This window comes from Streptomyces sp. NPDC048612, assembly GCF_043199295.1.
Taxonomy (GTDB): Bacteria; Actinomycetota; Actinomycetes; order Streptomycetales; family Streptomycetaceae; genus Streptomyces.
This window is the reverse complement of the sequence record NZ_JBICVV010000038.1, coordinates 1-15439: the sequence shown is the minus strand read 5'-3', so window position 1 is coordinate 15439 and position 15439 is coordinate 1. Positions and strand designations below refer to the sequence as shown.

Here is a 15439-nt window from a genome sequence, read left to right as displayed (position 1 = left end):
CCTCACTCCTGGCCGTAGCGCGGGTCCACCGACTCCGGGGCCAGCCCCAGGAGTTCGGCGACCTGCTCGACCACCACCTCGTGGACCAGCAGCGCCCGCTCGTCACGGCCCTTCGTACGGATCTCCACCGGCCGCCGGTAGATCACGATCCGGTCGCGATGTCCGCCCGCGGCCGGCAGCATCCGGCCCAGCGGCACGGTCTCCGCGTCGGCGGCCGCGTCCGGCCCGTCGTCCGGGCCGAACCCGGGCACCTCCAGCACCAGGAAGTCGACCTGGGAGAGCTGCGGCCAGCGGCGCTCCAGCCGGTCCCGGGAGTCGTAGACGAGATCCACGAAGGCCTCGGCGCGGGTCACCGACAGCGGCACCTGGGGCGGCGCGATCGGGCCGCGCATGCCGCGGCCGTGGCGGTCGCGGCGCCGGAGCCGCGGCTCCGGCGGTCGGGAAGGTACGGGGCTGTCCATCAGGACCGAGCGTAGCCGTCAAGGACCCCCGGGCACCGGGGAGCGCGGCAAGACGGGGCATGTCGCTGGCTGACCGGAGCTGTCCGCGTTGTGTTCGTTTGCATCCCTGCATGAGATCGCAGATCGACACCGGAATGGCAGGAAATGCATCGAGTCGTGACGGGATTCCGCACCGCACGCCCTCCGGCCCGGCCCTGCCGGTCCAGGTCAGGTCGAGCGGGTGCAGGTCAGACGCATCGGACGAAGCGGGACGACACGGTTGGGTGAGCCGGGGGAGAGTCGTCGCGGCCCGCTCAAGAGTGCGGTACCGTCCAACGTCGTGAGCCCTGTACGTCGCTGTTCGCGCACTGCGTGCGGCCGCCCCGCCGTCGCAACGCTGACGTACGTCTATGCGGATTCGACCGCCGTGCTCGGACCGCTCGCCACCTACGCCGAACCGCACTGCTACGACCTGTGCGCCGAGCACTCCGAGCGGCTGACCGCGCCCCGCGGCTGGGAGGTCGTCCGCCTCGCCCTCGACTCCGGCCCGGCCCGCCCCAGCGGCGACGACCTCGAAGCCCTGGCGAACGCCGTACGCGAGGCCGCCCGCCCCCAGGAACGCGCCGCCGGCGACACCCACGCCCCCGGCGGCCGCGACACCCACCCCATGGAGGTCGCCCGCCGCGGCCACCTCCGGGTGCTGCGCTCACCGGACTCCTGAACGCCGCGGCCCGCCTCCCCGGCACCGCACCCGCCCGCATCCGGACAACCGCCCCGCCGCGGCGGCCCCTACCCGGGGATACCCGGCTCCCGCACAGCACCGCCCGGTAGGTTGGGAGGACATAGGGACTCTCCAGGAGGGCTTGCTGTGACTGATCTGTCGCAGATCGTGAAGGCGTACGACGTGCGCGGTGTCGTCCCCGACCAGTGGGACGAGCCCCTGGCCGAGTTGTTCGGTGCGGCGTTCGCCGAGGTCACCGCGGCGGACGCGATCGTGATCGGACACGACATGCGGCCCTCCTCGCCCGGCCTGTCGCGGGCCTTCGCGCGCGGCGCCGCGGCCCGCGGCGCGGATGTCACCGAGATCGGCCTGTGCTCCACCGACGAGCTGTACTTCGCCAGCGGCGCCCTGGGGCTGCCGGGCGCGATGTTCACCGCCTCGCACAACCCGGCCCGGTACAACGGGATCAAGATGTGCCGGGCGGGTGCGGCGCCGGTCGGGCAGGACACCGGGCTGGCCGACATCCGGGCGCTGGTGGAGCGGTGGGCCGACGAGGGCGCCCCGGAGCCGGTCGCCGCCACCGGCAGCGTCACCCGGCGCGACGTCCTCGGCGACTACGCGGCCCATCTGCGCGGCCTGGTCGACCTGAGCGGTATCCGTCCGCTGAAGGTCGTGGTGGACGCGGGCAACGGCATGGGCGGCCACACCGTGCCGACGGTCTTCGAGGGGCTGCCGCTCGAACTGGACGCCATGTACTTCGAGTTGGACGGCTCGTTCCCCAACCACGAGGCCAATCCGCTGGATTCGAAGAACATCGTCGACCTCCAGGCGCGGGTCCGCGAGACCGGCGCGGACCTCGGTCTCGCCTTCGACGGGGACGCGGACCGCTGTTTCGTCGTCGACGAGAACGGCGACCCGGTCTCCCCGTCCGCGATCACCGCCCTGGTCGCCGCGCGTGAGCTGGGCAAGCACCCCGGCGGCACGGTCATCCACAACCTGATCACCTCCTGGTCGGTGCCGGAGGTCGTCAAGGAGTGCGGCGGCACGCCGGTGCGGACCCGGGTGGGGCACTCGTTCATCAAGGAGGAGATGGCGAAGACCGGCGCCATCTTCGGCGGTGAACACTCCGCGCACTACTACTTCCGCGACTTCTGGAACGCCGACACCGGGATGCTCGCCGCGATGCACGTCCTGGCGGCCCTCGGCGGGCAGGACGGGCCGCTGTCGCGGCTGGTCGCGGAGTACGACCGGTACGCGGGCTCCGGCGAGATCAACAGCACCGTCGACGACCAGGCGGGCCGGCTCGCCGCGATCCGGGCCGCCTACGAGGGCCGTGCCGGCGTCACCCTCGACGAGCTGGACGGACTGACGGTCACCGGCGGTGACTGGTGGTTCAACGTCCGTGCCTCGAACACCGAGCCGCTGCTGCGGCTGAACGTCGAGGCCCGCGACGCCGCCACCACCGTCCGGGTCCGCGACGAGGCCCTGGCGATCATCCGCGGCTGAACCCCGCCACCGAGGGGGCGGGCGGCGGCGCCGTCCCTGCCGCCCGCACCCCCGTGCACCACCCCGAATCCCCGCCGAGCAGGCCCCCGCACCCCGTACGGCGGTACGCTGGCCACGCCGCAACCGCCCCGAAGGAGCAGTCTCCATGCCGGTCGAAGCCAGCCTGATCCAGATCCTTGCCTGCCCGGCATGCCACGCCCCGCTCCAGGACCGGACCGGAGACTCCTCGGGTCCCGCCGCCGACCCCGAGCTGCGCTGCACCTCCGGCGACTGCGGCCTCGCCTACCCCGTCCGGGACGGCATCCCCGTACTCCTCGTCGACGAGGCCCGCCGCCCCGCCTGACCGGGCACCGCCGGTCCGCCCGGCACCGCCCGGCACACCCCCGCCCGACCCGGCGAATCGGAGGCCGCGCCCACCATGCTCGACGAGTCACTCCTCGACACCCCTGACGCACTGGCGGGCGCCGACCGCTTCGGCCTGCTGCGCGGCGTCGCCGAATCCGGCGCCCGGGTCCGCACCGCCGCCCGCAGCGCCGCCGAGTCCGGCATCCCCGAGCTCACCCCCGACGGGCGGCCCCGCGCCGTCCTCGTCGCCGGCCCCGGCCCCGCTGCGGCCGGTGTGGCGGACCTCCTCAGGGCACTCGGCGGCGGCAACTGCCCCGTCACCCACCTCCAGCCCACCGGCGTCGCCCCGCTGCCCGGCGCCCTGCGCTGGACGCTCCCCGGCTGGGCCGGCCCCCTGGACCTGCTGCTGCTCCCCGGCCCGGACGCCGCCGACCCCGGCCTCGCCGAGCTGGTCGAGCAGGCGGCCCGCCGCGGCTGCGCCGTCGTCGCCGTCACCCCGGCCGGTGGCCCGCTCGCCGAAGCCGTCACCCAGGCCCGCGGCCTCGCCGTCCCCCTGGCGACCACCCCCTACGACGCCGAGTTCGACGTCGAGGGCGCCCCGCCCGCCGCCCCCGGCACCCTCTGGTCGGTACTCATCCCGCTGCTCGCGCTCGCCGACCGGATCGGCCTGCTCAAGGCCCCGCCGGAGACCCTGTCCGCGCTCGCCGACCGCCTCGACCAGCTCGCCGAACGCTGCGGCCCGGCCATCCCCACCTACACCAACCCCGGCAAGACCCTCGCCGCCGACCTCGCCGACGCGCTCCCGCTGATCTGGACCGAAGGCACCGTCGCCGGCGCCGTCGGCCGGCACTTCGCCACCGAACTCGCCGGACTGGCTGGCCGCCCCGCCCTCGCCGCCGAGCTGCCCGAAGCCCTCGCCACCCACCGCACCCTGCTGGCCGGTGCCCTGGCCGCCGGCGCCGACCCGGACGACTTCTTCCGCGACCGTGTCGAACAGCCCGCCGCGCTGCACGCCAGGGTCGTGCTGCTGCGCGACGGCGAGCCCGGCCCGCTGTCCGCCACCCGCGCCGCCCAGGCCCTCGCCGAGGAGCGCGACACCGCCGTCAGCGAGCTGGAGGCCGACACCGGAAGCGACCTGGAGAAGGCCGCTGAGCTACTGGCCATCGTGGATTTCGCCGCCGTTTACCTGGCGCTCGCCGGGACCGAGTGACCTTTGACGGCTGGCCCGCACCCGCGGGCCCGTAGCAGCACAGCACGTCCCACTGTCAGGAAGCAGCCGCCCCATGGACCGCCTCGCCAACACCGTGCGCCCCTACGCCTGGGGCTCCGCCACCGCGCTCCCGGAGCTCCTGGGCACCGCGCCGACCGGCGAACCCCAGGCCGAGATGTGGATGGGCGCCCACCCCGGCGCCCCCTCCCGCATCGACCGCGGCACCGGCCCCGTCTCCCTGGCAGAGGTCATCGACGCCGCCCCCGAGGCCGAACTGGGTGCCGACACCGTCCGCGCCTTCGGCCCCCGGCTGCCCTTCCTGCTCAAACTGCTCGCCGCCGGCTCCCCGCTCTCGCTCCAGGTCCACCCCGACCTGACGCAGGCCGCGGCGGGCTTCGCCGACGAGGAGCGGCGCGGCGTCCCCATCGACGCCGGGCACCGCAACTACAAGGACGCCAACCACAAGCCCGAACTCATCGTCGCGCTCACCCCCTTCGACGGCCTGTGCGGCTTCCGCCACCCGGCGCAGACCGCGGACCTCCTGGAGGGCCTGGGCGTCGACGACCTCAAGCCCTACGTCGACATCCTGCGCGCCAGCCCCGAGGAGGACGCGCTGCGCGAGGTGCTCACCGCCGTCCTCGGCGCCGAGCACCACGCCATCGCCGGGACCGTCGAGCACACCGCCGTCGCCGCCGGCCGGCTGGCCGCCGAGGGCGGCCCGCACGCCGACGCCTACGCCACCTGCGCCGGCCTCGCCCACCACTACCCGGGCGACCCCGGCGTCCTCGCCGCCATGCTGCTCAACCACGTCCGGCTCCAGCCCGGCGAGGCCCTCTTCCTCGGCGCCGGCATCCCGCACGCCTACCTCAGCGGCCTCGGCGTCGAGCTGATGGCCAACTCCGACAACGTGCTGCGCTGCGGCCTGACCCCCAAGCACGTGGACGTGCCGGAGCTGTTGCGGGTGGTCCGCTTCGAGGCCGGCGACGCGGGCGTGCTGCGCCCCGAGGAAACCGACGGCGAGGAGGTCTACGAGACCCCCGTCGACGAGTTCCGCCTCTCCCGCCTCGTACCGGCCCCCGGCGCCGCACCGCACCCGCTCGCCGCCCGTACGCCGCAGATCCTGCTGTGCACGGCGGGCACCGTCGAACTGCGGGACGCCGAGGCCGATTCGGCGACCGGGGCCGGGGCCGGGACCGGGGCCGCGGCCGGGGCCGGTGGTGCCGGGCTGACCCTGGCGCCCGGTGAGTCCGCCTTCGTACCGGCCGGCGAGCGGATCACGGTCTCCGGAGACGGCACGCTGTTCCGCGCGACAGTGGTGGCTTGAGCAGGAGCGGCCGGTGGCCTGAGCCGGAGCGGCCGGTGGCCGGAAAGCCCGTCCGGCCGTCCGGAAACCGTCCGCCAGGTGGCCTCCTGGCAGACGCCCCGCGCCGGGCTGCAACAATGACCGCCGCACGGCATTAAAGGCTCGGTAAAGCGGTGGAGCACCGTCGACGGAAGGGACTTGCGGCACCTATGAGCGCATCAGGCGGGACAAAGGCGATCGTTGCGGCGCTGGGCGCCAACCTGGCGATCGCCGCAGCGAAGTTTGTGGCCTTCGCCTTCAGCGGCTCGTCATCGATGCTGGCCGAAGGCGTGCACTCGGTCGCCGACTCCGGCAACCAGGGCCTGCTGCTGCTCGGCGGCAAGAAGGCCAAGCGCGCGGCGACCGCCGAGCACCCCTTCGGTTACGGCCGCGAGCGCTACATCTACGGCTTCCTGGTCTCCATCGTCCTCTTCACCATCGGCGGCGTCTTCGCGCTCTACGAGGGCTACGAGAAGATCCACGACCCGCACGAGCTGGACAACTGGTACTGGCCGGTCGGCGTCCTGGTCTTCGCGATCATCGCCGAGGGCTTCTCCTTCCGTACGGCCATCAAGGAGTCCAACGAGCTGCGCGGCAAGCAGACCTGGGCCCAGTTCGTGCGCCGCGCCAAGGCCCCCGAGCTGCCGGTCGTGCTGCTGGAGGACTTCGGCGCCCTGGTCGGTCTGGTCCTCGCACTGGGCGGCGTCGGCCTGACCCTCGCCACCGGCGACGGCATCTGGGACGGCATCGGCACCATGTGCATCGGCGCGCTGCTGGTGCTGATCGCCCTGGTCCTGGCCGCGGAGACCAAGTCGCTGCTGCTGGGCGAGGCGGCCGGCCCCGAGCAGATCGCCAAGATCCGCGCGGCGCTCGTCGACGGCGACGTCGTCACCCGCGTCATCCACATGCGTACCCTCCACCTCGGCCCCGACGAACTGCTGGTCGCCGCCAAGATCGCGGTGCAGCACGACGACACCGCCACCGAGATCGCCCACGCCATCAACGCCGCCGAGGCCCGCATCCGCGAGGCCGTACCGATCGCCCGGGTCATCTACCTGGAGCCGGACATCTACAACGAGGCAGCCGCCACGGCGGGCACCGACCCGTCGAAGACCCCGGGCGAGTAGTAGAGCGCGGGGACGGGGCGCGGGGCCGGGAGCGACTCGACCCGAGCTGCCGGGAGCGACCTCACAGGCCCGTCTGCCCGCACCATCACCACAGAGCGCGGCAAGGCCCCCACACTCCTGAGGAGTGTGGGGGCCTTCGCCGTTCGGGGAAGCGGCGGGGGCCTCTGGCGTGGTTGCCATGAGCGTGTGGGCGGGGCTTTGGTCGTACGCCTACGAGTGCGGGGGCTTCGGCCGCACCCCCCCCCGCGAGGGCGAGGGCGTTGGCCTTCCTCCCCGCGACCGGGGTCTTCGCGGTACTGCTTGCGAGCGGGGGAGTCCTTCGAAGTGCTCCCCGCGACCACGGGGGACTTCGCCGCACTTCCTACGAGCGTGAGGGCTTTCGCCGTCCGCCCTACGAGCGGCGAGGTCCCTCGCCGTCCTCCCCACAGGAGCGAGGGCCCCCGCCGTACGCCCCGGCTCTCACCCAGCTTCTAGCCCCGCCCCACCGGCCAACCCCGCGGCCCACCACGGGAATACCGCCCCACCCCCGCGACGTTGTCGGCCCCGAGGGGGCCCGCGCCACCCCTACGGGATGCGTTCGCCCCCGCCCTACTGGATCTCCCCGAGAACCCGCAGAATCGCCGCCTCGTCCTCCGCCTCCTGCAGCCGGGCCCGGAAGTCCGCGTCCATCAACTTCCGCGACAGCAGCGCCAGGATGCGCAGATGCTCGTCCCCGGCCGCCGCCTCCGGCACCGAGATCATGAAGAGCAGCTTGGCGCGTGTGCCGTCGAGCGCCCCCAGTCAATACCGTCCGCGGACCGCGCGAACCCGACGACCGGAGCAGTCACCGCGTCCGTCTTGGCGTGCGGGATGGCGATCTCCTCACCGAGCCCGGTCGTGCCCTGCTCCTCACGGGCCAGCGCCACCCGGACCAGCTCGTCGACGTCCGCCACCTTTCCCGTGCCGGCCACCAGCTCGGCCATCTCCCGTATCGCCGCCTCCTTCTCGTCGGCGTCGAGCTGCGTCTTGACGGTCTGCCCGGTGAGATAGCCGGAGAGCACCTCGGCGCCGTGGCCCGTGCCGAGGCCGCCGCCGTTACCGGAACCCCCGCCGTTACCGTCACCCCCGTCGCTACCGACACCCTCGCCGACGCTGACCTCGCCCGCCGTGACAGCGGTGCCTACAGCCGAGCCCGCCGCCTCCTGCACCGAACCGGCACCGGCCACCGGAGCACCAGCCGCACCGACCGGCCCCGAATCCGCCCCCGCCGGATCTGAACCCACCACCGCAGCAACGGAATCCACCCCCGCCCCCGTACGCGACGGCAACCCAGCACCACCAACGGCTCCAGCGCCACCAACGGCCCCAACACCGCCAACGGCCCCAGCACCGCCAACGGCCCCAGCACCGCCAACGGCTCCGGCACCCCCAGCCACCACCACCGTCTCCCCACCAGCAGCCACAGCCGCCGCCGAGCCCCCGCCGCCGGCAACCCCGGCACCCGCCCCGAGTCCGCCAACGGCACCAGCCGCCACCCGCCCCCCGGCTTTCCGCCGCTCCGCCACGTCCACCAGCGCCACCGTGGCCAGCGCCGTGACCACCGAGCCGGCCACCACGGCGAGGAAGAACGCCGGGACGCCGCCGACCGCACCCAGCACCGCGACGATCGGCCCGCCGTGCGGCACCGCATCCGTCACCCCGGTCATCCCCGCGAGGGCACCGGCCACCGCACCACCGAGCATGTTCGCCGGGATCACCTGCGCGGGCCGCGCAGCGGCGAACGGAATCGCGCCCTCCGATATCCCGAAGAGCCCCATGAACAGCGCCGCCATACCCGTCTCCCGCTCCTGCTCGGAGTAGAGGCGGCGACGGACCAGCGTGGCCAGCCCCTGGCCGAGCGGCATCACCGGGATCGCCGCGGCGCACATGCCCATCACGGTCTGGTTGCCGGACGCGATCAGCCCCGCGCCGAACAGGAACGCGGTCTTGTTGACCGGCCCGCCCATATCGAACGCGATCATGAGGCCGAGGAGCGCGCCGAGCAGAATCGCACTGGACCCGGTCATCCCGCCGAGCCAGCCGGTGAGATGGGTGAACACCCAGGAGATGGGCCTGCCGATCACGTAGATGAAGAACAGCCCGAGCGCCGTCGTCGACACGATGGGGATCACGATGATCGGCATGATCGGCCGGGCGAACTTCGGCACCTCGACCTTCTTGATCCACTGCACCAGATAGCCGGCCAGGAAGCCGGTGACGATCGCCCCGATGAAGCCCGCACCCGCCTTCGAGTCGTACAGCGAGCCGGTGTTGGCTATCCAGCCGCCGATCATGCCCGGCACCAGCGCGGGCCGGTCGCCGATCGCATAGGCGATATAGCCGGACAGCACCGGCACCATCAGCGTGAAGCCGATGACGCCGATGTCGTTGACGTGCTTCCAGAACGATCCGTCGGGGATCACCAGACCGCCGTCGGCCTGCGGATGCCCGCCCAGTGCCAGCGAGACCGCGATCAGCAGACCCCCGACCACCACGAACGGGATCATGTAACTGACGCCGTTCATCAGCGCCTTGTACGTGACGCTGCGCTCCTTGCCGCCGCCGGCACCCCCGGGAGCCGGAGCCGCGCCGGTACCACCCGCTCCGGCTCCGGCGCCCTCGCCCCCGTACACCGGCGCGTTCCGTACCCGCTCCATCAGCCGCTCGGGGTGGCGGATGCCCTCGGCGACCCCGACCGCCAGGACCCGCTTGCCGACGAACCGGCTGCGGTCGACGTCCTTGTCCGCGGCGATGATGACCGCGTCCGCATCCCTGACATCGTTGTCAGACAGTTCATTCTCAGCCCCGATGGAACCCTGCGTCTCCACCTTTATCTCGTGCCCGAGGGCCCGGGCCGCCTGGGCCAGCTTCTCCGCGGCCATGTACGTGTGGGCGATCCCGGTCGGACAGGCGGTCACTGCGAGCAGCTTCAGCCCCCGCCCGCTCGCCCCCGCGCCCTTGAGGGGCTCAGCTGGACTGGTGGTCACGTGGCTCTCCTTAGGAACGTGCGCGCGGTCGTGCAAGTGGTTCCGCGCTCCAGGCATCCTGCATGACCGCGCAGCGCCCGCAAACCCCCTGCGGCACCCCGGTCCGCGGCAGCCGGAACTCCGGCCGCAGACCCCCCGGAACCCCTTATTCACCGGCGGCCCCCGCGTCTTTTCTTGGCCGGGACGGCACCGGACCGGCCCCTCCGGGCTGGGGTTCACCGGGCCGATCGGTGTAGATTCGTGACCAGTGCCAGACGTCGCTGCTGATGGCGGTCGGGCGGTCCGTACCGCGGACCGGCCGAGGGAGAGAGGGCCTCCGACGGACTGCGCTGCGGCCAGGGGGAGAGGTGCGTCCGCTTCCGCGTACGCTCGAACTTCCCCCGTGGTAGCTGGGGGACCCCAGCCCGCGCCGCAGACTGCCCGCCCATCCACCTCGACGCTCGAGGAGCAGCACGCATGACGACAGCAGCCACCGGCCAGGACTTCAAGGTCGCCGACCTGTCCCTCGCCGCTTTCGGCCGCAAGGAGATCACCCTCGCCGAGCACGAGATGCCCGGTCTGATGGCGATCCGCAAGGAGTACGCCGCCGCCCAGCCGCTGGCCGGTGCCCGCATCACCGGGTCCCTGCACATGACCGTGCAGACCGCGGTCCTGATCGAGACCCTGGCCGCCCTGGGCGCCGAGGTCCGCTGGGCGTCCTGCAACATCTTCTCCACCCAGGACCACGCTGCCGCGGCGATCGCGGTGGGCCCGAACGGCACGCCCGACGCGCCGCAGGGCATCCCGGTCTTCGCCTGGAAGGGCGAGTCCCTGGAGGAGTACTGGTGGTGCACGGAGCAGGCGCTGACCTGGCCGAACTCGCCCACCGGCGGCCCGAACATGATCCTCGACGACGGCGGCGACGCCACGCTCCTGGTCCACAAGGGCGTCGAGTACGAGAAGGCCGGCAAGGTCCCCGCGATCGAGACCGCGGAGAGCGACGAGCACCGCGCCATCCTGGAGCTGCTCACCCGCACGCTGGGCGAGTCTCCGCAGAAGTGGACGAACCTGGCCTCCGAGATCCGTGGTGTGACCGAGGAGACCACCACCGGCGTGCACCGTCTCTACGAGATGCACCGCGACGGTGACCTGCTCTTCCCGGCGATCAACGTGAACGACGCCGTGACCAAGTCGAAGTTCGACAACAAGTACGGCTGCCGCCACTCCCTGATCGACGGCATCAACCGCGCCACCGACGTCCTCATCGGCGGCAAGACCGCCGTGGTCTGCGGCTACGGCGACGTCGGCAAGGGCTGCGCCGAGTCGCTGCGCGGCCAGGGCGCCCGGGTCATCGTCACCGAGATCGACCCGATCTGCGCCCTGCAGGCGGCGATGGACGGCTACCAGGTCACCACCCTGGACGACGTCGTCGAGACCGCCGACATCTTCGTCACCACGACGGGCAACAAGGACATCATCATGGCGTCGCACATGGCGCGGATGAAGCACCAGGCGATCGTCGGCAACATCGGCCACTTCGACAACGAGATCGACATGGCCGGTCTCGCGCAGCTCGAGGGCATCGTCAAGGACGAGGTCAAGCCGCAGGTGCACACCTGGACCCACCCGGACGGCAAGGTCCTGATCGTGCTGTCCGAGGGCCGTCTGCTCAACCTGGGCAACGCCACCGGTCACCCCTCCTTCGTAATGTCCAACTCGTTCGCGGACCAGACGCTGGCCCAGATCGAGCTGTTCACCAAGCCCGAGGAGTACCCGACCGACGTCTACGTGCTGCCCAAGCACCTCGACGAGAAGGTCGCCCGGCTCCACCTCGACGCGCTCGGCGTCAAGCTCACCGAGCTGCGCCCCGAGCAGGCCGCCTACATCGGCGTCCAGGTCGAGGGCCCGTACAAGCCCGACCACTACCGCTACTGATTCAGCGGCGGTCACCGGCCGGTCAGCTCCCCTGATCGCCCGGCGACCGGCCCCAGCAGCCGGTGACACCAGGCCCTCGCCCCTCACGGCGGGGGCCTGGCCCGTAAGGTCCCCGTACCGAACCGCCATCCCCGACTCACCGGCCCGCGTCGCCGGCCGAAGGACTGCACCCCCATGCCCCGCGGCCACTACTCCCTCCACGACCCGCACGATCACACCCCCCTCGGTGAAGAGCACTTCCACTGCGCCACCGGCCCCTCCGGCTGGCGCTACGTCTCCCAGATCGTCAACCCCTCCGGCGACCACACCGGCTCCGTCGACCTCACCCTCGACGAACTCGGCCGCCCCCTCCGCCTCGAACTGCACGCCTCCGCCTGGCAGGTCCGCGGCGCCGCCCTGGAGGGCGTCACCTGGGTACGCACCGACCCGACCGGCGAACACGCCACCGAAGGCAACGTCCCCGCCCATGCCTTCACCGGCGCGTCCCCCGCGTTCCTCATCGCCACCGCCCGCCTGCTGCGCCCCGCCCTCGGCGCCGGCGCCGTCCGCACCCGCCTCGTCGCCTTCACACCCCCCGTCCTCGCCCCCCGCACGCTCGACCAGTCCTGGGCCCTGCTGAAAAGCACACCACACGCCACTGACAACGCCCCGCTCATCGCAGACGAATACCAGGTCAACGACCTGGAGACCGGCGAACAGCACACCGTTCACATCGCCGGCGACGTGGTCCTCGCCGCACCCGGCATCGAACTCGAATCCCTCGAGTCCCCACCGTCGACCTTCTCCTGAACCACTGCCCCTGCTCCGCCGCCCGTCCCCTCCCGCGCGCATCGCCAGCGCCACCCCGAACGGGCCGGAGGCCGTGCAGTCGCCGTGACGACGCACGCCACACACCAGCTGAGCGCCGACACGCAGCCACCGCCGTCCCGGCCACTCCGGCCCACCCCCTCGGCAGCCAACTGCGGTCACCCCCTGACCCAACCGAGCCCCCCCGGCCCCTCGCGCCCCCTCAGCTCCACGTACGCCTCAAGAACGGCGGCCCCACCACACCCCCTCAGGGCCAGACACCAGCCTCTACGCGCTCACCGCCGCCCTGCGCGGAAGCGGACAGCGGCCCCATCGCCACGCTCCCGACACACCCCACCGGCACACCTGGCCACGCCCCCTCACCGGCCGCCTGACACCGGCACCCTCACACCGGCGGCGCAAACCCCGTACGCGGCGGCCGCTCACTTCCGCCGCCCCTCTGATCGCCGGCACGGCCCCGCCCCGGCGCCCCCGCGAGCCCGACACCATCACCACGCATCACCCCGTCACCGGCCACAGCCCCCGAGCTGCCCCCGGGCGGAGCCCAGCCCACGCCCCCAGCCGGCGTCACACCCCCACCCCCGGATGCCACGACATCCCCCACCGCCTCCACGGGCGCGGCCGACGTCCACGGCCCACCGGCCCGAGCACCGCCCTCACCGGGCGCACTGTCTCCCGCCCCCACAGCAGCCGCCCCGACGGCCTCCGACGTCCCGCCAAGACCTGCCGACCCACCACCCGCCGCACCCAAGGCAGCTGCCCCGAACGCCCGCTGCGACTCCCGCGCCTGCCGTTCCCCGGCCACCGCCGCCAGATAGGCCGCCGGATGCACCCCCGCAGGCCCCGGCACCCCGGTGAACCCGCGCAAGTCCTCCGCCAGCCGCTCCGCCATCGCCGCGCCGACCTGCGGGTCCAGCTGTCCCGTCCGCGCCAGGTACTGCCGCACCGTCAGCCACCACCCATCGGGCACCCGCGAAAGGTCCAGCGCCCCGAGCTCCGCGACCAGCCACGGCGGCGGTGCCGGCAGCGCCGCCCCGGCCTCCGCCACAGGCATCCGCTCCCGTATGACCAGCGTCCCGGAGAACACGTCACCCAGCCGACGCCCCCGCGCCGACACCAGCGAGGCGATGGCCGCCACCACCCCCATGGTCATCACGATCTCGATGGTCCCCATGGCCCCGCGCACCAGCGCATGCCGGAACCGGATCGGCCCGCCGTCCTCCCGGACGACCCGCAGCCCGCAGAGCAGCTTTCCCAGCGACCGCCCCTGGCTCAGCGTCTCGACGACGATCGGAATCCCGACCTGCACCAGCACGAACGTCGCCACCGATACGGCCGCCATCGCCGCGCTGTCCATGGACGAGGTCGCGCCCACCAGCATCAGCGAGATGCCGATGTAGAGCACCCAGGCCACGGCCACATCGACCGCCACCGCCAGCCCCCGGCTCGGCAGCCTGGCCGGCCGCAGCCCGAGCACCACCGCTTCACCCGTGACGAGTTCCCTCACGCCGTGCCCCACTCCCTCTCGATCCCCGAACTCCCGCCCACCCCACGCCGGACACGGCCAGTCTGCCAAGCTGACCCGGCACTCACCCACGGCGCTGCGAGGAGCGACATACATGGACCTCGATGTCTTCGTCACGGCTCACGGCGCCGAATGGGACCGGCTCGAATCACTGCTGCGCCGCAAGCGCCGCCTCACGGGAGCCGAGGCCGACGAACTGGTCGCCCTCTACCAACGCACCACCACGCACCTCTCCCTCCTCCTGTCCAGCGCCCCCGACCCCGCGCTGACCAGCCGCCTCACCTCCCTCGTGGCCCGCGCCCGCAGTACGGTCACCGGTGCCCGCAAGGCCTCCTGGCGCGACACCGCCCGCTTCTTCACCACGGCCTTCCCGGCAGCCGTCTACCGCCTGCGCCACTGGTGGATACCCACGGCGATCCTCTCCACCGCGATCGCCGCCCTCATGGGCTGGTGGATAGCCGCACACCCCGAGGTCCAGGCAGCCATCGGCGCCCCGGAGGACCTGCGCGCCATGACCCGCCCCGGAGGCCAGTACGAGACCTACTACTCCAGCCACCCGGCCGCGTCCTTCGCCGCCCAGGTATGGACGAACAACGCCCAGGCCGTCGCCCTGTGCCTCGTCTTCGGCGCTTTCGCCGGCCTTCCCGTCCTGTGGGTCCTCTTCCAGAACATGCTCAACCTCGGCGTGGGCATCGGCCTGATGTCCTCAGCGGGCCGCCTCGACACCTTCCTCGGCCTGATCCTTCCGCACGGACTCCTGGAACTGACCGCCGTATTCGTCGCCGCAGGCATAGGCCTCCGCCTGGGCTGGACCCTCATCGACCCCGGACCGCGCACCCGTCGTACGGCCCTCGCGGAAGAAGGCCGCTCCGCCCTCGGCGTCGCCCTCGGACTCGCCGCCGTCCTCTTCGTATCCGGCGCCCTCGAAGGCTTCGTCACCCCTTCCGGCCTCCCCACTTGGGCCCGCATCGGCATCGGCATAGCCGCCGAACTGGGCTTTCTCCTGTACGTCTACGTCGTGGGCGGCCGCGCCGTACGGGCCGGAGCCACCGGCGACGTCGACCTCGCCGACCGCGAAGCCGCTCTCCCGACCGCCGCGTGATGTGCATCCAGCCCTGCTGGCCTGCTAATCTTCCCTTCGCCCCAGAAGCCCGTTGACACAGGCATCAGGGGGAGGTAGATTCGAACGGTTGCAACGAACTGGACAGGTTCATCCGCAACGAGTTAGTCTCTTCTCCGCTTCGGCTGGAACTTCAATTCGGCGAAGCGCAACCGACCACTTACCGGAAGCCCCGGCCCGTTAATTCGGCCGAACTCCTTCTGATAAAGTCGGAAAAGCCAAATGGCAACCCCCTCCGACGGGGATTCGGAAACGAATTCGGACCGGCAACGGAACGAAATCGGATCTGCTAGAGTCGGAAAGGCCGAAAAGCGAAAGCGAAGCGGCCGCCCCGCTCCGACAGGGGCCAGAGACGGAAACGGATCTGGTAGAGTCGG

General features: G+C 72.4%; 13 protein-coding genes. 9 read left to right on the top strand and 4 right to left on the bottom strand.

What is annotated here, in order from left to right; all coding sequences use genetic code 11:
* Nucleotides 1-2 precede the first annotated feature (2 nt).
* A complete protein-coding gene (locus ACGFN2_RS34260; RefSeq protein ID WP_362610379.1) occupies nucleotides 3-461 on the bottom strand; it encodes a metallopeptidase family protein in 459 nt (152 codons plus the stop codon).
* A gap of 259 nt (nucleotides 462-720) precedes the next feature.
* On the opposite strand from ACGFN2_RS34260, the gene ACGFN2_RS34255 reads away from it, so the two are divergent.
* From ACGFN2_RS34255 to ACGFN2_RS34230, 6 genes are all read left to right on the top strand, one after another.
* On the top strand, nucleotides 721-1161 hold the full coding sequence (locus tag ACGFN2_RS34255; RefSeq protein WP_362610381.1) for a DUF3499 domain-containing protein: 441 nt from the start codon (nucleotides 721-723) through the stop codon (nucleotides 1159-1161).
* 147 nt (nucleotides 1162-1308) lie between these two features.
* Entirely contained in the window at nucleotides 1309-2667 is a 1359-nt protein-coding gene (locus tag ACGFN2_RS34250; RefSeq protein ID WP_393366745.1) for a phosphomannomutase/phosphoglucomutase, read from the top strand.
* Nucleotides 2668-2812: 145 nt separating this feature from the next.
* Nucleotides 2813-3010, top strand: a complete 198-nt coding sequence (locus ACGFN2_RS34245) for a Trm112 family protein (RefSeq protein ID WP_362610386.1) — start codon at nucleotides 2813-2815, stop codon at nucleotides 3008-3010.
* A 75-nt stretch (nucleotides 3011-3085) separates the two neighbouring features.
* A complete protein-coding gene (locus ACGFN2_RS34240) occupies nucleotides 3086-4222 on the top strand; it encodes an SIS domain-containing protein (RefSeq protein WP_393366743.1) in 1137 nt (378 codons plus the stop codon).
* Nucleotides 4223-4295: 73 nt separating this feature from the next.
* The gene (manA, locus tag ACGFN2_RS34235; RefSeq protein WP_393366741.1) at nucleotides 4296-5546 is read left to right on the top strand and encodes a mannose-6-phosphate isomerase, class I; all 1251 of its coding nucleotides are present in this window, start codon (nucleotides 4296-4298) and stop codon (nucleotides 5544-5546) included.
* Between the two features lie 188 nt (nucleotides 5547-5734).
* Nucleotides 5735-6691, top strand: coding sequence for a cation diffusion facilitator family transporter (locus ACGFN2_RS34230; protein WP_362610392.1), 957 nt, complete (start codon nucleotides 5735-5737; stop codon nucleotides 6689-6691).
* 588 nt (nucleotides 6692-7279) lie between these two features.
* Here ACGFN2_RS34230 and ACGFN2_RS34225 read toward each other — a convergent pair.
* Entirely contained in the window at nucleotides 7280-7432 is a 153-nt protein-coding gene (locus ACGFN2_RS34225) for a PTS sugar transporter subunit IIA (RefSeq protein ID WP_393366738.1), read from the bottom strand.
* Nucleotides 7429-9627 (bottom strand): fructose-specific PTS transporter subunit EIIC, encoded by a 2199-nt coding sequence (locus ACGFN2_RS34220; protein ID WP_393366774.1) that lies wholly within the window; start codon nucleotides 9625-9627, stop codon nucleotides 7429-7431. The genes ACGFN2_RS34225 and ACGFN2_RS34220 overlap by 4 nt, the downstream gene beginning before the upstream one ends.
* 525 nt (nucleotides 9628-10152) lie before the next feature.
* Between ACGFN2_RS34220 and ahcY the strand changes: the two genes are divergently transcribed.
* Nucleotides 10153-11610, top strand: coding sequence for an adenosylhomocysteinase (gene ahcY, locus ACGFN2_RS34215; protein ID WP_393366736.1), 1458 nt, complete (start codon nucleotides 10153-10155; stop codon nucleotides 11608-11610).
* Between the two features lie 174 nt (nucleotides 11611-11784).
* A complete protein-coding gene (locus ACGFN2_RS34210; RefSeq protein ID WP_362610398.1) occupies nucleotides 11785-12399 on the top strand; it encodes a hypothetical protein in 615 nt (204 codons plus the stop codon).
* Nucleotides 12400-12802: 403 nt separating this feature from the next.
* On the opposite strand, the gene ACGFN2_RS34205 is transcribed toward ACGFN2_RS34210, so the two are convergent.
* Nucleotides 12803-13924, bottom strand: a complete 1122-nt coding sequence (locus ACGFN2_RS34205) for an RDD family protein (protein WP_393366734.1) — start codon at nucleotides 13922-13924, stop codon at nucleotides 12803-12805.
* A gap of 112 nt (nucleotides 13925-14036) precedes the next feature.
* On the opposite strand from ACGFN2_RS34205, the gene ACGFN2_RS34200 reads away from it, so the two are divergent.
* Nucleotides 14037-15044 (top strand): stage II sporulation protein M, encoded by a 1008-nt coding sequence (locus ACGFN2_RS34200; RefSeq protein ID WP_393366732.1) that lies wholly within the window; start codon nucleotides 14037-14039, stop codon nucleotides 15042-15044.
* The last annotated feature ends 395 nt before the right edge of the window (nucleotides 15045-15439 follow it).